This window comes from Microbacterium binotii (genome assembly GCF_021398715.1).
Lineage (GTDB): Bacteria > Actinomycetota > Actinomycetes > Actinomycetales > Microbacteriaceae > Microbacterium > Microbacterium binotii_A.
In genome coordinates, this window is the sequence record NZ_CP090347.1 from 1,447,646 (window position 1) to 1,466,250 (window position 18,605).

The window sequence follows — 18,605 nt, forward strand, 5'->3', positions numbered from 1 at the left end:
CCTACGCAGGTGTGCGGGTGCCCACGGACGAGAGAGTCCGCGGGCACCCGTCTCACTCACCGTCGTCCGCCTCCTCCCTGGCCCATTCCGCCCGCGGCGGCCTGCCCCGCGGTCACCGTCGTCGTGGAGCCGTCGACGGCCACCGTGTAGCTCTCGCCGTCTGTCACGTCGGCCGATGAGAACACGACCGAGGCGAACGTCTTGGTGGCGGTGTAGGAGGCGATCACCGTGCCGGAGGAATCGCTGATCTCCACCGTGGAGCCGGCTGATCCGTTGGCGCTCGCCGCGAGCCATCCCTGCGGCGACGACTCATCCGGCGACTCGGCCATTCCGCTGCTGCCGATCGCCACCAGGACACCGCCGGATACGGTGATGCCGCCGTTGGAGTCGAGTGCCCCGTTGTTCTGCGCGGTCGGACCGTAGACGGTCACCGTGCCGCCGGTCATCTCGATCGTGCCGTTGGAATCCAGCCCATCGCCGTCGGCGTTCACGAGGAGCGTGCCGCCGGAGATCGTGAGGGTCTCCCCGTTGTCGCTCATCCCGCCACCGCCCGTGGCGCCCGAAGACGTGTTCCCGGAGGCGTTGACCCCGTCGTCGGACGAGTCGACCTCGGTGGTGCCGCCTGCGATGCGGATGTCGGCGGATTCGATGCCCTCGTATGAGCGGCTGATCGTGATCGATCCACCGGCGATCGCCAGCGCGGTCTCGGAGTGGATGCCGTCGTCCTCCGCAGCCAGCTCGACCGTTCCGCCGGTGATGATCGCGTCGGTCTGAGCGTCGATTCCGTCATCGCCTGCCGTGGCCTCGAGTGTTCCTCCGGCGATCCAGACGTAACCGCGGGCGGCGTCGTCGGTCTGGTCGCTCTTGAGGGCGTCGCCTCCAGCGGTCACCGTGATGGCGCCGGCGGTGATCACGAGCGAATCCTTGCCGCGCAACCCGTCATCCGCAGCGTCGACCGTGATCGTGCCACCGATGACGGCGAGATCGTCGGTGGCGGAGATGCCGTCGTTGCCCGTGTCGCTGACGGACAACGATCCCGTCCCGGAGATGGTCAGGTCGGTGTCGGCATGGATCGCCGCGCTGCCCTCGTCCTCGGCGGATGTGGAGGCGGTGACCGAGTTCGCGGTGCCGGCGGCGAGGTTCACCGCGACATCGTCCGCCCCGACGACCTGGATGGCCGCCCCGTTCGAGGCGGAGATCGTCGCGTCGTCGAGGACGAGCACGACGAGCGCGTCCTCCGGAGCGTCGACGACGACCTGTCCGTCGAGCTCGCCCGAGATTCGGTACACACCCGCCGAGGTGACGGTCACGGTCGACCCGGAGATATCCACCCCTTCGGCATCGGTCGACGCCGTGCTGCCGGAGAGGGTGATCGAGACGGCATCGGCCAGGCTCCACTCGTCGTCCGTGACGACCGTGCCGTCGGCGTTCGCTGCCAGCAGTTCGGCGGCAGCCTGTGGGATCGCGGGATCGACGTCGGAGATCACTTCCGAGGTCGAGGTCGTCGCCTGCGATGTGGTGGTCGCCTGCGTCGTCACGGCACACCCCGCCAGGACCAGACCGGCGAGCCCGAGGGAGAGCGTGAGCGGAATCAGTCGGCGTCGCATGTCGCGTCCTTTCGATCAGTGCGGAGCTCGGTCGAGGAGGCGAAGGCTCCGGTCAGGACCCGGTGCCACCGGTTTCGGGGAAGTTCCACGCGCATCGCCGCCATCCCGGTGGCGTACTTGCTGATGCGCTGGGGGCGGTGTCCCGCGCGCCAGAGGGCACGGTCGAGCGCGCCGGGCCTCCCATCGGTCTTGGTCTCGATCACGGCGAACCGCGGCAGCATGAAGCCCGCGCCGTCGGCGTCGGCCCAACGCAAGTTCGTGTCGATCGTCGACCGCGACGAGGCATCGCCCGCGGCGCCCGGCCAGAGCAGCGTCGCCCGTCGGTACATCGTCTGCATCCTCGCGTCGAGCTCATCCGCCCGTGCCGGGTCCACTCCGATGGCACCGAACGCCACGGCCACCTCCTCACGCGCGTCGCTCGTGAGACGGTCGGCCTCATCCGGGTCGTAGGCGCCTCGTTCCTTGAGCGTGAGTCCACGCGCGCCGCGTGTCTTGAGCTCGAGATACGCGGCGCCGGTGTCGATGTAGGTGCGGGTACGCAGCTTGAATCGGCGGCGACGCCCCCGCGCAGCCAGCCTGTAGCTGAGCAGGTCGGGCGTGTCGAAGTAGACCGAACGGTAGGCGAGCTCGCGCTGGCCGTCGATCTCCAACGCCGCCGGAACTCCCGCGATCTCGCCCATCGAGGCGAGGAGTCGTCGCGCATCGTCGACCGGCACGACGTACTTGCGATCCACCCGGGTGAGCAGAGCCGCGTCTGCCGTCATCGTGTCGAGATCGACCGCGGGAAGCGCCGCGACGACAGCATCGAGTCCGGTGCCGACGCTCACTGGGCGCCCCCCACGATGTCGGCGAAGGTGGCACCGCGTGTGGCGTCGGACTGCCGTCGAACAGGCTCCTGTGCGGATGGCGTGTGCGCAGCCGGCCGGGTGCGGAAGCGCACGTCGACCAGTGTCGTGTCGTCGACGAGGTCCAGCTGCTGCACGGTCAGTGCGGTCACATCGCCGTGGAGGATGTTCTCCAGTTCCGCGCGCAGTTCCGCCTCGTCCGCGATCGCGCGATCGAGGTGCACGACCTGATGGCGCGCTCGCGACAGGACGCGGGGATGGTCCGCGATCGCGAGCACCGACACGATGAGCGCCACGAGGATGATCGGTGCGGCGAGCTCGCTGTGGGGCAGGCCGCAGATCAGGCCGAGGGCGAGCGCCGCGAAGTAGTAGGCGACCTCCCGCTGCGTGATCTCGCTCGAGCGCAGCCGGATGATCGAGAGGACGCCGAAGAGGCCGAGTCCGAGCCCGAGCGCGACCTCCGCGGTCCCGAGCACCGATGCGACGGCGAGCACTCCCACATTGACGCCGAGGAAGGCCACGACCAGGTCGCGACGGCGGTGCCGGTGGAAGTAGATGGCGCTCAGAGCGACGGCGGCGAGGATGTCGGTCGCGACGAGCGCGAAGGCGATGGGCGTCATCGGGTTCTCCCTGTGATGGTCGTTGTGCCCTCGATTCCACCGGTCGCGCTGATGCGATCCGTCTCCACCGCTTCAGTGGAATCTCTCCGAGCGCTGTGTGGCTCGTATGAGCGCACACCCGCATCCGCCCGGGCGAAGACCACGCTGCGCTGGACGCCGTAACTCAGGACGAGCAGCACGCACTCCGTGACCACCTTGGCGGGCAGCACCGCCAACCCGGCGCTCGTGAGGAACGACATCCACGCGATGTTCGAGGCGAGCAGGGCGGCCGCCAGGAGCGCGTACCGGACCGCCTGGCCCGGCAGCGCCCCCTCTCGGGCGCGGAAGACCGCCCGTCGGTTGATGAGGAAATTGGCGGTGGCCGAGAGCATCCTCGCCACGATGATCGACGGGAGGAGCCAGCCGGTGGCCGCCTCCATGAGCAGCAGCACGGCGGTGTCGATCAGAAAGGCCGCGAACGAGGACCCGGCGAACAGCAGCACCGGAAGGAGCACGCGCAGAGAGTCGCGAACGGGGCGGAAATGACTGGACGCATTGCGGTCGAGGTACACGGTGGCGATGGGAACCTCACGGAGGTGGACGCCGTCCGGCGCGAGGCGCAGGAGCATCCTCTGCTCGTACTCGAACCCTTCGCCCGGGATGCGGCGTGCCCACGCGATGCGCGCCGCGGGGATGCCGCGCAGTCCTGTCTGGGTGTCCGAGATGCGCCGCCCTGTAGCGGCGCGGAACAGCCCCCCGGCGACGGCGTTGCCTACGCGGCTTCGCAGCGGCACGCGTCCGCGGAAGAGCCGCACGCCGAGTACCAGCGAAGCCCCGCCGGCATCCGCGTCGGCGCGGAGCGTCTCGGCGACGCGCAGGATGTCGGCGACCGTGTGCTGGCCGTCGGAGTCTGCGGTGACGACGGACGTGTGCGGGTCGCGAGCGGCGATGTACCCCAGCCCTGTCTTCAGGGCGGCGCCTTTGCCCCGGTTGCGCTCGTGCGCGATCACTTCTGCCCCCGCGGCGCGCGCCGCATGGAACTGCGCAGCAGAGGACGGGCCGCTCCCGTCGTCGACCACGAGGACGTCGAGCTCCGGAGCGGTCTGAGCGAGCCGGGCCACGAGCTCGGGGAGCTGCCCTGTGGGCTCGAAGGACGGGATCAACACGTACATGACTCAGCCCGCCACGTAGAGGATGTCGCTCGTGCCGCGTTCGCCCCCGTTCGACGGCGAGTTGATCACCTGACCGTTGAAGTACATGGTGGATGAACCACCGCCGTCGAGGTTGTACGCGGTGGTCGCGCCGAGCGAGGTCATGATGTCGGCCAGTTCGGGAAGGGTCACGCCCTCGCTGTAGCCACTTTGTCTGCCGTCGACGACCACGAACACGAGATGGTTGTCATCGATCACACCGACCGCGGTCCGAGGCTGATCGCCTTGGATCGAGTGGTTGCCCACGTTCGTGTCGATCTCCACGTCCTCGATGCCCGACACGGTCTGCCCGTCCTGGACGATGGCCGGTCCGAAGCTCAGCGTGTTCCACACTCCGGCATCGAGGAGGGCCTGAGCACTCGTCTGCGTCTCGTCGTAGACCTCGACATGGCCGTCCGTGTAGAAGGCCAGTCCCTGGCGGGCAGGTTCGTCGCGGTAGATCACTCCATTGCGGATCTCGATGCCCGTCGAGCGGAAGCCGTAGTAGTCGCCGTTGATGGCGAAGACGGCACCGTTGTCCTCGGCGATCGCGCTCGTGGTCTCGATGATGTTCTCGCCGAACTGATCGTTCGCGAACGCGGAGCGGAGATCCGTGGCGTCTCCCAGAACGACGTCCGCCACGTAGTACGTGACCGTGTCGGAGCCGCTGCCCTCGGTGACCGTGGAGATCGTCACCGTCGTGGACCCGTCACTGTACTGCGTGTCGGTCAGTACCGTGGTGGCCGGCGACGACGCCTCCGTCGTCGCGGTGAGCGCCGAATGCTCCGCTTCGTAGGCGGACACGTCCGCGATCTCGACGTGGGGGATGAGGAAGCGATCCGCGGCCCACCACGCGCCGCCCCCGACGACGAGGACCAGCGTCACCGAGGTGGCTACCACGACCCGTCGGGAGCGTTTGCTCCATCGTCTGCGTCGTCGGTTCATGGGTCGTACGACGTCGGCGGAGGAGTCAGCGGTGGGGGGTCGACGTTCGGGGGCCATGCCTCCATGGATACGGGGCGGTTGCCTGTGCGACCCATGTCTCAGCGTCGACGCGGCTATGCGACGCTATGCGTTCGCTGTGGTCTTCTCCGAGGATGCGGCATCCTCGGAGACGCTCAGTCCTTGGGAGGAGCGACGACCGGCGGCGTCGCGGGATTCAGGAAGTCGCCGGTGCCGACCCGCGCGTGCCGCCGAGAGTACGCGAAGTAGATCGCGACGCCGAGGGCGAGCCAGATGAGGAAGCGCAGCCACGTCTCGACCGAGAGGTTCAGCATCAGATAGGTGCAGATCAGCGCCGACAGGATAGGCAGCACGGGGCTGAACGGCACACGGAAACCGCGCTTGAGATCGGGCCGCGTGCGACGGAGGACCACGACACCCACCGAGACCAGCACGAACGCCGACAGTGTCCCGATGTTGACCATCTGCTCGAGGACGCCCACCGGGGTGACACCGGCGACGACGGCGACGACGATCGTCACGACGATCGAGATGACCCACGGGGTGCGCCAGCGCGGGTGCACGCGCGCCAGCTTCTGCGGCAGCAGGCCGTCGCGCGACATCGCGAAGATGATGCGCGTCGCACCGATGAGCAGCGTCAGCACGACCGTGGTGAGACCGGCGACCGCGCCGGCCGAGATGACCGTCGCCATCCAGGACTGGCCGTGGTACGCGAAGGCGTTGGCGAGGGCCGCTGCGGGGTCGAGGTCGCGGTAGGAGACCATGCCGGTGACCACGAGCGCCACGGCGCAGTACAGGATCGTGCAGATGATGAGCGAGGCGATGATGCCGATGGGCATGTCGCGCTGCGGGCGCCGAGTCTCCTCGGCGGTCGTCGCCACGACGTCGAACCCGATGTAGGCGAAGAACACGAGAGCGGCACCGGCGAGGATGCCGCCGACGCTGAACGTGGCCGGCTCGATGCCGGACAGGAACTGCAGCAGCGGCTGCGTGAGTCCGGAGGTGGATGCGGTCGCCTCGGACGGTGGGACGAACGGTGCGTAGTTTGCGGGATTGACGAACATGAGTCCGGCGACGATGACGAACAGCACGATGAAGAGCTTGACCGCGACGAGCACGAGGTTGACGCGCAGCGACTCCTTGATGCCGATCGTCATGAGTGCGCCGAGCACGAGAACGAGCAGGATCGCGGGGACGTCTACTGCGCCGCCGTACGACAGCTGCTCCGGCAGCACGATGCCGAGCTGCTCGAGGAAGGCACCGAGGTAGGCGCTCCATCCCTGCGCGACGACGCTCGCGCCGAGGAACATCTCGAGGATGAGATCCCACCCGATGATCCAGGCGAAGAACTCGCCGAGCGACGCGTAGGAGAACGTGTAGGCCGAACCCGATACCGGCACCGTCGAGGCGAACTCGGCGTAGCACATGGCCGCGAGGCCGCACGCGATCGCCGCGATCACGAAGCTGATGACGATGGACGGGCCGGCGACCTCGTGCGCGGCGCGTCCCGTGAGCGTGAAGATGCCGGCGCCGATCACGACTCCCACGCCGAACACGGTGAGATCGAGCGCACTGAGCGATTTCTTGAGGCGGAACTCCGGTTCTTCGGTGTCGGCAATGGACTGCTCGACCGATTTGGTGCGGAGAAGACTCACGTGGTGCTCGCTTTCGACGGATTCCGTGGCGTCCGGAGCCACTCAGGGAGGATAGCCGCCGTCCGCGGGGTGTGCGCGGTCTTCCGCGCCGTGTGTACAACCCGACGCATGAGTGGTAATCAGCGGGTGGCGCGATCGTGATGGCGCAGGGACTCGTGTGCGCGTGGCTGCTGTGGCGCGACGCTCGCGCTCGTCGGGTGCCCGCCCCTATGCTCACCCCATGACTGAGCCAACGAAGGAACAGCTCGAAGCGTCCGACAAGGTCGAGAAGCGCACGGTGGGCGGGGAACTCCGCTATTACCTGAAGAACATCAAGGAGCACTGGCCCGCGGTCGTCGAGCAGCATCCGGATGCCGCAGGCCACGAGGCGTGGTGGACGCCGGACGGCAAATTCCACGCGACCCACGAGCAGCTCCGTCGCGACGCGATGATCGGCGGCATCGTCTAAACCACCTTCCCGCGCCCCGAGACTGCATCTCCCGCACGAGATCACCGTCATTACCCGTGATCTCGTGGTGGAGATGGGCCCACGCGCCCCGAGGCTCCGCGGCCGCTTAGCGGGCGTGGAGAGGGCGTGGGGACAGTCTCGCGGAGCAATCCGCCGGCCTAGGGCCGACGTAGGGTGGCGGGATGGTCGATATCGAGATGCGGGCGCTCGATGCCGGGGCGGTGCTGCTCTCGGATGCGCGCGGACGATCTCGGCGGACCGTCGAGGTCGGCGCCTTCGAGATCGGTGTGTACCCCGTGACGGAGGAGGTGCTCGCGGAGCTTCTCGGTATCGAGGTGCGCCGCCCGCGGGTGCCCGCCACCCACCTCAGCTGGCTGCGCGCGGTTCGTCTGTGCAACGCCGCATCCGAGTGGGAGGGATTCGATTCCGCCTACGGGTTCGACGGTGCCGAGGTCACCTGGCACCGGGATGCCGACGGTTACCGCCTCCCGACCGAAGCGGAGTGGGAGTACGCATGCCGCGCCGGCTCCACGGCCGCGCACTACGGCCCCCTCACGGAGGTCGCATGGACGGCGGCGGACGGAGCGGCTCGTCCGCAGCCGGTGGGCGGGAAGATGCCGAACCTCAACGGACTCTTCGACACCCTCGGAAACGTGTGGGAGTGGTGCTGGGACCTCCTCGACCCGTCGGGTGACGACGATCGTCGGGTCTTCCGCGGCGGCAGCTTCGCGAGTGACGCGTTCAGTGCCCGGGCCGCCACGCGCCGCGGCGCCCTTCCGGATGCGGGCGGAGACGACATTGGGATGCGCCTGGCCCGCGGTCCACAAGAGGCATAGCGCACCCTCCGCGACCCCCTACGCTGGGTCGGATGAGCGACGAGGGGGACGCGGGGGAGCTCGCCCCGCGCGCGGACGGCGAAGACCGATTCGCCGATGACCGCCCCCGGCCGACGCCGCTCTGGGCCCTGCTGTCGCGGTGGCTGGTGCGGTGGGAGGGGTGGCTCCGCTCGCACGGCGGCCGGCCACTTCGCATGGCCATCGGCGGCTTCTGGATCGCGGTCACGGCGATCGCCGCTTTCCTTCTGGTGGGGCCCGTCATCAATCCGCCGCTGGGGCTGGAGGAGATCACCGACTCCGCCGAGAATGCCACCGACACCTGGATCGCGCGGGACTTCGACGTCGACTACACGTTGACGCGAGACGACGACGGGCGGCTGCAGGCGGAGGTCGTCGAGACGATCACCGCCTTCTTCCCCGACGACGTGGATGAGTCGGGCATCCGGCGCGTGCTGTCGACGCAGTACCAGGGACACGACCTCGCGCCGCGAGAGGTGACGGCGTCGATCGACGGCGTCGCTGTCGATCCCCGCCTGCGGGAGAGCGGGGATCGGCTCACGTTCGTGCTCGACACCGGGGACCGGCTGAGCGGCGACCACGAGTTCGTGCTGCGCTACCGCATCCAGGATCTGGCGTACACGTCGACCGATGACATCACCGGTGACGCCGTCGATCTGCTGGAGTGGAGCGTCTTCGGGCCGGACTGGCCGCAGGGCTTCGCGGCACTCGACGTCAGCGTGACGGTGCCGGACGAGCTCGACGCACTGCTCGTTCGTCAACCCTTCGGTGGCGTCTCCTGGACGTTGGTGAGCGGCACGGATTGGCTCGAACCCGAGGAGGACTCGCCGCCGGGTCAGAAGGTGTACGCGTTCACCGTCGATCAGAACGTCCCCCCGCACGCGGCCGCCTGGTTCCGGATGCTGTTCCCCGCCGGCACCTTCACCATGCCGCCGCCCACGGGCCTGTTCCTGTTGCAGACCTTCGGGCCCCTCCTGCCGCTGGCGATCCTGCTGCTCACGCTGCCGTTCGCCATCGCCGCACGCGCCGTGGCGTGGAGCGACGCGCGAGGCCGCCCCTGGTACGTCGCGCAGCACGAGCCGCCGAAGGGCGTCTCCGTCGCTCAGGCCATCCAGATCGTGCGGCGCCCTCGCAACCGTGAGCTCGCGCTCGCCGTCGATGAGGTGCGCGGCTCCCGTCGGTCCGCCCGACGCGCGGCCCTGATCGCCGCGGGGCGCGCGGCGCGGCGGAGCGGTCGGGTGGGCGACGGGTTCCGGGCGCGCGCGGCCTACCTGCTCGATCGAGCCAGGTCGCGACAGATCGCGGACGGGTTCCGACGCATTCCGAGCGGCTTCGTCCGAGACTGGTTCATCGCAGCCCCGCTCGCGCTGACGGTGGTGCAGCTCGCCATCATCCGTCAGCTCTCGCACCAAGAGACGCTCGCCGTGATCTGGTGGCCCGGTGTGTTCGTCCTCGTCTCGCTGGCGGTGTCCGCCGTCGTGCTGTGGCTCGCCGTCTCCGCCCGGCCGCTGACCCGAAAGGGCGCTCTCGCACGGCAGTATCTGGCGGGCATCGACGTCTACGCCCGCCGCACGTCGGCGCTGGAGCGCACCACGCTCGGCGACGCGTTGCTGCCCTACGCCGTGGTCGCGGCCGACCCGCGGGAGGCGGGACGCCGCGTCTCGGCGCTCGTCGAGCGGGAGCTCGGCGGCGACGCGGAGCTGCGGGCATGGCGCACCACGGACTTCCTCTCATGGCCGCGTCTGCTCGTGCGCGCCGCCGCGCTTCTGATCGTGGCGGGTGCCGTCGTCCTCGTCGCGGTGATGCCCAATCCCTACCTTCGACTCAGCACGTACGACCGGTGGGACTTCGAGGACGCGGGCACGCTCTATACACGGGTCGCCAGCGTGGCTGTCGACGCGCACCTCAGCGCGGACGGCGACCGGCCGCGCCTCGCCATCGTGCAGACGGCCGTGGTGGACTTCGACGACGAATCCGCCCGCGTGCCGCAGTTCGCGACCCCCGTCCTTACCAGGGTCGAGGGGCAGTCCCTCGGCCTGAAGGTCGACGAGGTGCGCGTCGACGGCGAGGCAGTACCGTTCCATCTGTCGATCCGCGACGACACCGGCACCATCACGACCGCCATGACCGAGGTGCGCAGCGGCAGGGGCGAGGTCGAGGTGCGCTACACCTATACCTCGCCGGCCGTCGCGGGGGAGGCGTCGCGGGCATCGGGGCGAGAGGGGGAGCGGGTCGACCGCATCCGATGGGCGGGACTGGTGGACGGGTGGGAGAGCGGGTGGACGTACCCGTCCGAGCCCGATCCGGTCACCGTCTCGGTGCGCGTGGACGACGATGTGGCCCAGCAGGCCTTCTCGGCCGGTTGGCTGCGGGAGGACCCCGGGACATCCGAGGATGCGCGCGACTGGAAGGACTCGTCGTACCCGTTCGGCACGCTCGAGAGCGAGTTGGAACCAGCGCCCTCCTCGGGGGCGAAGGGCGGAACGATCACGGAGTCGGACGACACCTCGTCGGATGCGCGTGTGTATTCGTTCGAGGTCACCCACGGTGAGTACGGCTACCCCACGGACAGCCTCTACTCGGATCTCGGGGTCCTCATGGAGTTCCCCGCGGGGACGTGGGAGGGGCCCGATCCCGCCGCGCGTGACGCGGAGCAACTCGCGTGGGCGATGCCCACGATCGTCGTGCTCTCGACGGCCGCCGTCGCGGTGGTTCTGGGTGTGGCCGCGGTGCTCGTCTGGCGCGTGCGGGGAACCCGCCAGATGTCACCCGGCCTCGTCCGCGACGTCTTCTGGTGGCTCACTCCGGCGGCCGCAGTGGGCGCCATCATCGTGGGCGTGTGGGCCACGGCCGACATCCCCGCCGATTGGCCCGAGGTGGCCCTGCAACTGCCGGCGTGCGGTCTCGCTCTGGTCGCCGCCATCGCCGCGGCTGTCGCGGTGCGGCCCGTCGCTGCACCCCGGCGACCCGACAACCGCGCCTGGATGCGGGCGCGCGACCCGCAGCGAGACGCCTGAGCCCTGCAGCTCAGTCGCGCATCGCGTTGCCGATGTAGGAGTACTTCACGAAGACCTCCGCGGCGATCCCAGCCTCCTCGAGCACGCCCTGCACAGCAGCGAGCATGTAACGCGAGTCCCAGCCCATGTAGAGGAAGGCGCCGTCGCCGAGCTCGTCCCACTGCCCGTTCCACGCTCGCGTCTCATACACGGGACCACCGCGTCGCGCACTGAACGACAGGAGGTCCTCGCGGGCGTCGGCCCACAGCCGCTTGAAGATGCGGTTGAACAAGGACGCGATGTCGTAGATCTCCCAGTGTTCGCCGCGGTACTCCACGTACGACCACTCCTGCTGCCAGCCCGGCGGGAACCCGCGGCGCTTCTTCGCGTCGAGGATGGGGGTCAGATCGTCGTCGTCGATGAGCACATCGGCTCGGCGGCGCCACACCGTGAGGAACAGCTCGACGAGCTCCACGGTGCGCCGGGAGATCGCGGCGGTGTTCCACGCCTCGAGGTCGGAGACGGATGCGGTCAGCTCGACGGCGCTGCGGCGGTACAGGTCGCGCTTGTCCGGGAACGAACGGTCGAGCGCCCGCTCCGCGAGCGGCTCTTCGAGCAGCGCGAGGTTGCCCAGCGTCGCCGCGAGCGCCCGGTGGCTGTTCTGCTCGTCCTCCGAGAACTCGCTCCATGTGCGCACGCCGTCGCCGCTCCATCCGTCTCCCGGTGCGAGCGGAACGATGTGCTCGACGTCGAGATCCGCTGCGGAGTCACGTCCGGCCAGTCGTGCCAGCACGTACGCCGGATGCGGCAGGGGAGTGAACTTCAGGGCGATCCGCATCCGCTCGTCGGAGGGCGTGATGCGTCCGAAGGCGTGGCTCAGCGCCTCGGCGCCTTCGGCGCGTGCGCGACACAGACGGGCGACGAGCCGGTCGTTGGTGAGGCCGGCGACGAGGCGACGCAGCAGAAGCGCCTGCAGATCCTCCAGTGTCTCGATCAGTGCGTCGCGGTCGATGAGACCCTGCTCGCGGTCTCGGTACGCGGCCATGACCAGCGGGAAGGTGCCGCGCCCGAACGTGCCCAGGAAGCGGAGCTGCGCGGCGACGCCTTCGTCGGGGGCGTGCGCGGGCTCGAGGAGGACGCGGTAGATCTCCGAGTACGCCTTCCACTCGGCCGCGTCCCTCTCCAGCGTTTCGGCCTCGAGCACCGGGAACTCGCCCCGGAACGCGTCGTAGACGGCGCGGGTCGTGCCGCCCGTGAGCTCTCGGCCGGTGCGCATCACCAGGTAGTGGCGCCAGAAGTCCGCGATGGCCTCGCCGGTGTTCTGCTCGATCGGCAGCCAGAACCGCTCCTCGATCTCGGTCTGCTCCGCGTGCGTGAGACCCATGAGGATGTAGTTGTGGATCAGCTCGTGATCCCGCAGGGGCTCACCCGTCGAGTTCAGGCTCTCGAAGATCTGCTGCGCGTTGGCATCGGCGCCCAGCGCGATGGCCACGTGCTCGAGGCGCTGGAGTCCTCGCCAGATGCGGGACGCCTCCTCCGGACGGATCTGGCTGCGGAAGAACGCATAGTTGTCGTCGAAGCGCGATGTGCGATCCGCGGCGTCGGTCTCCCGTCGATCGAGCACCACGCTCTCGAAGACGTCCGCCCATGCCTGGTGGGGGCGGAGCTTCGTCCGGTGGGTCTCGCCGCCGCGCACGAGCACGTCGTGCAGGCGCGCCGCCAGCGCGGCGTCGGTGTCGCGCACGGTGTGCTCGAGGGCGGCGACCAGAAGCATGAGCGTCGTGATGCGCTGCTGACCGTCGATCAGCACGAGCTCGGCGTCGTCGGATTCCCCGCCGCGCGACGACAGGATGGAGGCCAGGAAGTGCGTGTGGCCCTCCGGGAGATCGGCGACTTGGCGGACGTCGGCCAGCAGCTGCTCGCACCCGCCGATGTCCCATCGGTATTGCCGTTGGTACACGGGAACGACGATGGCGAGGTCGGGATCGCTGAGCCAGGCGATCGTGTTGACGGCGGTCGCATCGACGTTGGTGGCGTTGGCCATGATCCTCGATCTCGTTGCGGGCGGAGCGCGTCGCGCGGGGCGACCAGACCACTCTAGGCCGGGGCCTCGGGCCTCCCGGGTATTGCAGAGGAGCCCGAGTAGGCTGACCTTACCTGGGCCAGTAAAAACGCGCTGACCCCCCACCGAAAGGCATGATTCGTCATGGGTTACATCAAGTCCGCCGCTCTCGAGGAGACCGGCTACGTCGTCCTCGACAGCTACAACCAGGAGCTCGATCCCAAAGAGTGGCTCGACATCGAGTACAACGACTGGAAGTCCTCGGGCGACACCCGGTTCGCTCCTCTCGCCAGTGCCTTCGGCGAGATCGAGTGCAACGGGTTCTGGAACCACAAGCCGCCGCGCACCGACAAGGACGGCGTCTGGATCGACTCGCAGGTCGCCAAGGCCCCGAACCTCGTGCGTCGCGCGCAGGAGCCCGGCGCGAACGTCGGCCGCTGCCGTGTCATCGAACTGCAGCCCACGCCCTACGGCGACTGCCTCTACAACCTGCACCAGGACGACAACAACCGCCTGAACCCGGACGGCACCGGCTGGGTCGTCCGCGGATTCTTCAACCTGACGGACGACAAGGACAGCTACTTCGTCCTGCGTGAGAACCGCACAGACCCGCGTGGCGAGGTGCGCATCGCGCTCCCCGCCGGCGCGCAGCTGATCATCGACACGCAGCGCCTCTGGCACGCGGCCACGCACAACGGCACCGACCCGCGCTATTGCCTCATCACCTCGTGGACGTCGGGCCCCGAGCTCGACGCCTACATCGAGAAGTATCACGGCGTGAACCACGTCGAGAGCGTCGAGGTGCCGCAGGACGTGCTCGAGCACGGCTACGCGGAGCAGGCGCGCAAGGATGCGGCGCGCGCCGCTTATTACGCGGCGAAGGGCCAGGCGGCCGTCCAGGCCATGAGCGAGGCCTGAACCCCCTCGCACAACGGTGGCCCGGTCCGCACTGCGGACCGGGCCACCGTTTTGCGTGCCGCCGTCCGCGCGTCAAGAGGCGATGTTCGCAGGGAGTGATCGCGCAGGATGAAACCGAACGAGGGGGAGGGCATGCAGCCGAGTGAGGTGGTCGTCGACGCGCCCAGAGCGCGCGCGGTGCGGACGTGGCTGATCGTCATGGTCCTCTGCACGATCGTGGGAGGGTGCGCGTTGATCGTCGCGGCGATCCTGGGGCTGATGATCGCGTCCGTCGGGATGGGTGTGGTGCCTGCCGCGCTGATTCTCGCTTTCGGAGGGTTCCTGCTCTTCGTCATCGCGATCGTGGCGTCGTTCGTGCGCGTCGACATGTTCTCGACCGACATGAGGGCGATCGAGTTCGCCGTCGCGAACGCCGGATACGGACAGGTCGATGCGCGTCGTGTCCTGCGTGGAGACACCGTCGTCACGTCCTCCGGGCACTGGGCGCGGATGCGACGTACCTCCGACGGACAACGCAGTTGGATGATCGTCACTCTCACGCCCGCGGGGCCGCGGCTCCTGTGACCACAGCGCATGTGGTTTTTACCCGGCGCAACCGTTCCTTTGTGTGGCTTTGTGTTGTAATGTGTTGATCCTTCGAGGAGGATCATGTACGCAACGGAGCGCCAGGCGGCGATCGAGAGAATCTTGGACGCCGAGGGACGACTTGTGGTCGTCGACCTCGCGTCGCGCTTCGATGTCACGACCGAGACCGTGCGCCGCGACCTCGCGACTCTGGAGCAGCGCGGTGTTCTGCAGCGTGTGCACGGCGGCGCCGTCGCTCAGGGCCGCTCCAGCACCCGCGAGACGTCGATCAGCGAGCGCATCCATGAACGCAGCGACGCGAAGGGACGGATCGCGCGGGCCGCACTGAACCTCCTCGGCGACCGCTTCAGCGGATCCGTGCTGCTGGACGCCGGCTCGACCGTCGGCGCCCTCGCGCAGGAGCTGCCATCGCATCTGGCTGCGCGCGGAGGACGAGCGGATGTGGTCACCCACTCCTTCGCACACGCACCTCTGCTCGCCGAACAGGACGGCATCGACCTCACCCTCGTCGGCGGTCGCGTGCGTCGCGTCACGGGCGCAGCGGTCGGGGCGACCACCGTCGCCGCCATCCAGAACCTTCGACCCGACATCGCCTTCCTGGGCACCAACGGACTCTCCGCCTCGTTCGGCCTCAGCACCCCCGACCCGGAGGAGGCGGCGGTCAAGCGTGCGGCGGTCGCGGCGGCACGCCGCATCGTCGTCCTCTGCGATGCCCAGAAGTTCGACCTCGAGCTGCTCGTCTCGTTCGCACCGCTCTCCGCGCTCGACGTGCTCGTGACGGACGCGGCCCCGCCGGCCCCGCTGGCCGAAGCGCTGGAGCGCGCCGACATCGAGGTGGTGCAGGCATGATCGTCACCGTCACCGCGAACCCCTCTCTCGACCGAGCGGTCTCGCTTTCCGGCCCGCTCGAGGTCGGCGAGGTGCAGAGCGCTCTCGGCGTCCGCGAGGATGCCGGAGGAAAGGGCGTGAACGTCTCCCGCGTCGTCGCCGCGGCGGGAACGCCGACACTCGCCGTGCTTCCGCTCGCCGAGCAGGATCCGTACGCAGCGGCGCTCGCCCAGACCGGCATCCCCGTTCGATCCGTCCCCGTCCACGGCCATGCCCGTGCGAACCTCACCTTGGCCGATCCGCAGGGGACGACGACGAAGATCAATCTGCCCGGCGCCGAGCTCGACGCGGCGGATGCGGACGCGCTCATCGGCACGATCGTGGCGGCCACCGCAGGCGCCGACTGGCTCGTGCTCGCGGGATCCCTCCCGCCAGGCGCCGGTGACGACTTCTACGTGCGCGTGATCCTCGCCGTTCGTGCCGCGCACGGCGACGCGACGCCTCGCATCGCCGTCGACACCTCGGGTGCCGCACTCGCGGCTGCTGTGGCCGAGGCTCGCCCCGACCTCATCAAGCCCAACGAGCACGAACTCGCCGAACTCACCGGCGCTGCCGCCGACACCCGTGACATCGACGGGATCATCGCGCTCGCTCAGGATCTCGTCGGCCCGCGCGTCGGTGCAGCACTGGTGACGCTCGGCGCAGCAGGGGCCCTGCTGGTCACCGAGGACGGCGTCTGGGTGGGAACGGCGCCGCGCATCACCGCGGTCAGCACGGTGGGCGCGGGCGACAGCTCCCTCGCCGGATATCTGCTGGCCGATGTGGCCGGCGCCGAGCCTGAGGAACGTCTGCGCAGGGGGATGCGCTACGGCGCCGCCGCCGCATCCCTTCCCGGAACCCAACCCCCGACCCCGGCGGATCTTGTCACCGCCGAGATTCCCGTGCAGCGGATCATCCGCTGACGAACCCGACCACTGGAGGTCATCGTGTCCGACACCATCACACCGGAGCTCGTCGTCCTCGACGAGGATCTCGGCGCCGACAAGGCAGCCGTCATCCGGGCCCTTGCCGCGCGCGTGGTCGCCGCGGGTCGGGCCACGGATGCCGAGGCTCTCTTCGCCGACGCCTGGGCGCGCGAGGAGAAGGATGAGACCGGCCTGCCCGGCGGCATCGCGATCCCGCACGCCAAGAGCCCCGCCGTCTCGCAGGCCTCTCTCGCGTTCGCCAGGCTGAAGCCCGCGGTGGCCTTCGGCGCCGCAGACGGCCCCGCCGATCTCGTCTTCCTCATCGCGGCGCCTGCGGACGCCGCCGAGGAGCACCTCGCCGTGCTGTCCCGCCTGGCCCGAAGCCTCATGCAGGAATCGTTCACGAGCGACCTGCGGCAGGCCGCAGATGCGACCGCCGTGGTGTCCATCGTCCGTCAGGCGATCGGCGAGGAGGAGGCCGCAGCGCCCGCGGCGACCCCGTCGGCGCCCGCCGCATCCGCTTCCACCGCGCTCGAGGTCGACGGTCGCCCCGCACGTATCGTCGCCGTCACCGCCTGCGCGACCGGTATCGCGCACACCTTCATGGCCGCCGACGCGCTGACCGCGGCCGGCAAGGAGCAGGGTATCGACCTCATCGTCGAGCCCCAGGGCTCCAGTGGCTACAAGGCTCTTCCGCAGAGCGTGATCGACGACGCCGACGCGGTGATCTTCGCCGTCGACGTGGATGTGCGCGAGCCGCAGCGCTTCGCAGGCAAGCCCGTCGTGCGCTCGGGTGTGAAGCGCGGCATCGAACAGCCTGTCGCCCTCATCACCGAGGCCCTCGCGGCGGCGAAGGACCCGAGCGGTGCGCGCGTCCCGGCTGCGTCCGGCGGCGCCTCGGCCACGAGCAGCGCTCCCGCACAGAACGAGCGATGGGGCGCCAAGATCCAGCGGATCCTGCTCACGGGCGTGAGCTACATGATCCCGTTCGTGGCGGGCGGCGGTCTGCTGATCGCGCTCGGATTCCTCCTGGGCGGCTACCAGGTGACCGCCGACGCCGGCAAGGTGATCATCGACAACTCGCTGTGGAACCTGCCGACGGAGAACATCACGTCGCCTCTGGGTCCCATCGGCCAATACCTCGGCTCCGTCGCCTTCATGATCGGCGCGACGTCGATGGGCTTCCTGGTGTCTGCGTTGGCGGGCTACATCGCCTTCGCGATCGCCGACCGCCCCGGCATCGCCCCCGGTTTCGTCGCGGGTGCCGTCGCTGTACTCATGAACGCCGGCTTCATCGGCGGCATCATCGGCGGTCTGCTCGCCGGTTTCATCGCCTGGTGGCTCGGACGCCTCAACCCGCCGCGCTGGCTGCGGGGTCTCATGCCGGTCGTGATCATCCCGCTGGTGGGCTCGATCATCGCCTCGGGTCTGATGATCCTCTTCCTGGGCCGGCCGATCGCGGCTCTCATGGACGCGCTGAACGTGGGCCTGACCGACCTCGCGGGAACCGGAGCGATCGTCGTCGTCGGCATCATCCTCGGCCTCATGATGTGCTTCGACCTCGGAGGCCCCGTCAACAAGGTCGCCTACGCCTTCGCCACCGCAGGTCTCGCGAGTGCGTCGACCGCCGACATCCACGCCGTCCCGTTCCTGATCATGGCGGCGGTCATGGCCGCGGGCATGGTCCCGCCGCTGGCCATGGCTCTGGCGTCCACCGTCCTGGCTCGCGGCCTGTTCACGCCCGTGGAGAAGGAGAACGGCAAGGCGGCCTGGTTGCTGGGTGCCGCCTTCATCAGCGAGGGGGCCATCCCGTTCGCGGCGGCTGACCCGTTGCGTGTCATCCCCGCCAACCTCATCGGCGGTGCCGTCACCGGCGGACTGAGCATGGCTCTCGGGGTCTCGTCCCTGGCACCCCACGGCGGGATCTTCGTGTTCTTCGCCATCGACCCGATCTGGGGCTTCCTGGTGGCGCTGGTCGCAGGAACCCTGGTGACCGCGCTGGCGGTCGTCGCGCTGAAGAAGTGGGTCGGACGCAAAGAACTCGCTCAGGCGCAAGCGGCAGCAGCACCCGTCGCGGCCTGAGAGCATAG

The 18,605-nt window shown here is 69.2% G+C and carries 15 protein-coding genes; 8 read left to right on the top strand and 7 right to left on the bottom strand.

The annotated features are described in order from the left end of the window. Positions 1-56: 56 nt before the first annotated feature. The 6 genes from LXM64_RS07295 to LXM64_RS07320 all read right to left on the bottom strand — a co-directional run bounded on the left by LXM64_RS07295 (position 57) and on the right by LXM64_RS07320 (position 6,859). Positions 57-1,607 carry a carbohydrate-binding domain-containing protein gene (locus LXM64_RS07295; RefSeq protein WP_234075255.1) on the bottom strand — a complete coding sequence of 517 codons (1,551 nt, stop codon included), beginning with the start codon at positions 1,605-1,607 and terminating at the stop codon, positions 57-59. Beyond that, complete coding sequence (locus LXM64_RS07300) at positions 1,592-2,434, bottom strand: polyphosphate polymerase domain-containing protein (protein ID WP_234075256.1); 843 nt, start codon at positions 2,432-2,434, stop codon at positions 1,592-1,594. Before LXM64_RS07300 ends, LXM64_RS07295 begins: the two co-directional genes overlap by 16 nt. Next, positions 2,431-3,072, bottom strand: coding sequence for a DUF4956 domain-containing protein (locus tag LXM64_RS07305; RefSeq protein WP_234075257.1), 642 nt, complete (start codon positions 3,070-3,072; stop codon positions 2,431-2,433). Before LXM64_RS07305 ends, LXM64_RS07300 begins: the two co-directional genes overlap by 4 nt. Next, positions 3,069-4,223 (bottom strand): bifunctional glycosyltransferase family 2/GtrA family protein, encoded by a 1,155-nt coding sequence (locus tag LXM64_RS07310; protein ID WP_234075258.1) that lies wholly within the window; start codon positions 4,221-4,223, stop codon positions 3,069-3,071. The genes LXM64_RS07305 and LXM64_RS07310 overlap by 4 nt, the downstream gene beginning before the upstream one ends. 3 nt (positions 4,224-4,226) lie before the next feature. Further along, a complete protein-coding gene (locus LXM64_RS07315) occupies positions 4,227-5,186 on the bottom strand; it encodes a phosphodiester glycosidase family protein (protein WP_234075420.1) in 960 nt (319 codons plus the stop codon). A 173-nt stretch (positions 5,187-5,359) separates the two neighbouring features. Next, positions 5,360-6,859 carry an amino acid permease gene (locus tag LXM64_RS07320; protein ID WP_234075421.1) on the bottom strand — a complete coding sequence of 500 codons (1,500 nt, stop codon included), beginning with the start codon at positions 6,857-6,859 and terminating at the stop codon, positions 5,360-5,362. 220 nt (positions 6,860-7,079) lie between these two features. On the opposite strand from LXM64_RS07320, the gene LXM64_RS07325 reads away from it, so the two are divergent. The 3 genes from LXM64_RS07325 to LXM64_RS07335 all read left to right on the top strand — a co-directional run bounded on the left by LXM64_RS07325 (position 7,080) and on the right by LXM64_RS07335 (position 11,178). Beyond that, positions 7,080-7,307 (top strand): hypothetical protein, encoded by a 228-nt coding sequence (locus LXM64_RS07325; RefSeq protein WP_234075259.1) that lies wholly within the window; start codon positions 7,080-7,082, stop codon positions 7,305-7,307. Positions 7,308-7,489: 182 nt separating this feature from the next. Continuing rightward, positions 7,490-8,143 (top strand): formylglycine-generating enzyme family protein, encoded by a 654-nt coding sequence (locus tag LXM64_RS07330; RefSeq protein WP_234075260.1) that lies wholly within the window; start codon positions 7,490-7,492, stop codon positions 8,141-8,143. Positions 8,144-8,175: 32 nt separating this feature from the next. After that, complete coding sequence (locus LXM64_RS07335) at positions 8,176-11,178, top strand: DUF2207 domain-containing protein (RefSeq protein ID WP_234075261.1); 3,003 nt, start codon at positions 8,176-8,178, stop codon at positions 11,176-11,178. A gap of 10 nt (positions 11,179-11,188) precedes the next feature. Here the strand turns inward: LXM64_RS07335 and LXM64_RS07340 are convergent, their stop codons facing one another. Then, on the bottom strand, positions 11,189-13,201 hold the full coding sequence (locus LXM64_RS07340; protein ID WP_234075262.1) for a DUF262 domain-containing protein: 2,013 nt from the start codon (positions 13,199-13,201) through the stop codon (positions 11,189-11,191). Between the two features lie 162 nt (positions 13,202-13,363). Here LXM64_RS07340 and LXM64_RS07345 point away from each other — a divergent pair, with 162 nt between their 5' ends. From LXM64_RS07345 to LXM64_RS07365, 5 genes are all read left to right on the top strand, one after another. Then, the gene (locus LXM64_RS07345; protein ID WP_137417202.1) at positions 13,364-14,137 is read left to right on the top strand and encodes a hypothetical protein; all 774 of its coding nucleotides are present in this window, start codon (positions 13,364-13,366) and stop codon (positions 14,135-14,137) included. A 132-nt stretch (positions 14,138-14,269) separates the two neighbouring features. Then, the gene (locus tag LXM64_RS07350; RefSeq protein ID WP_234075263.1) at positions 14,270-14,701 is read left to right on the top strand and encodes a hypothetical protein; all 432 of its coding nucleotides are present in this window, start codon (positions 14,270-14,272) and stop codon (positions 14,699-14,701) included. An 84-nt stretch (positions 14,702-14,785) separates the two neighbouring features. Next, entirely contained in the window at positions 14,786-15,571 is a 786-nt protein-coding gene (locus LXM64_RS07355) for a DeoR/GlpR family DNA-binding transcription regulator (protein ID WP_234075264.1), read from the top strand. Beyond that, the gene (gene pfkB / locus LXM64_RS07360) at positions 15,568-16,512 is read left to right on the top strand and encodes a 1-phosphofructokinase (RefSeq protein ID WP_234075265.1); all 945 of its coding nucleotides are present in this window, start codon (positions 15,568-15,570) and stop codon (positions 16,510-16,512) included. The genes LXM64_RS07355 and pfkB overlap by 4 nt, the downstream gene beginning before the upstream one ends. Before the next feature lie 24 nt (positions 16,513-16,536). After that, complete coding sequence (locus tag LXM64_RS07365; RefSeq protein ID WP_234075266.1) at positions 16,537-18,597, top strand: PTS fructose transporter subunit IIABC; 2,061 nt, start codon at positions 16,537-16,539, stop codon at positions 18,595-18,597. The last annotated feature ends 8 nt before the right edge of the window (positions 18,598-18,605 follow it).

Bases quoted from the DNA above. Each gene is read 5' to 3' on its own strand.
- LXM64_RS07295 (WP_234075255.1), bottom strand. From the start codon at position 1,607: ATGCGACGCCGACTGATTCCGCTCACGCTCTCCCTCGGGCTCGCCGGT.
- LXM64_RS07305 (WP_234075257.1), bottom strand. From the start codon at position 3,072: ATGACGCCCATCGCCTTCGCGCTCGTCGCGACCGACATCCTCGCCGCC.
- LXM64_RS07310 (WP_234075258.1), bottom strand. From the start codon at position 4,223: ATGTACGTGTTGATCCCGTCCTTCGAGCCCACAGGGCAGCTCCCCGAG.
- LXM64_RS07315 (WP_234075420.1), bottom strand. From the start codon at position 5,186: ATGAACCGACGACGCAGACGATGGAGCAAACGCTCCCGACGGGTCGTG.
- LXM64_RS07325 (WP_234075259.1), top strand. From the start codon at position 7,080: ATGACTGAGCCAACGAAGGAACAGCTCGAAGCGTCCGACAAGGTCGAG.
- LXM64_RS07330 (WP_234075260.1), top strand. From the start codon at position 7,490: ATGGTCGATATCGAGATGCGGGCGCTCGATGCCGGGGCGGTGCTGCTC.
- LXM64_RS07335 (WP_234075261.1), top strand. From the start codon at position 8,176: ATGAGCGACGAGGGGGACGCGGGGGAGCTCGCCCCGCGCGCGGACGGC.
- LXM64_RS07340 (WP_234075262.1), bottom strand. From the start codon at position 13,201: ATGGCCAACGCCACCAACGTCGATGCGACCGCCGTCAACACGATCGCC.
- LXM64_RS07345 (WP_137417202.1), top strand. From the start codon at position 13,364: ATGGGTTACATCAAGTCCGCCGCTCTCGAGGAGACCGGCTACGTCGTC.
- LXM64_RS07350 (WP_234075263.1), top strand. From the start codon at position 14,270: ATGCAGCCGAGTGAGGTGGTCGTCGACGCGCCCAGAGCGCGCGCGGTG.
- LXM64_RS07355 (WP_234075264.1), top strand. From the start codon at position 14,786: ATGTACGCAACGGAGCGCCAGGCGGCGATCGAGAGAATCTTGGACGCC.
- pfkB (WP_234075265.1), top strand. From the start codon at position 15,568: ATGATCGTCACCGTCACCGCGAACCCCTCTCTCGACCGAGCGGTCTCG.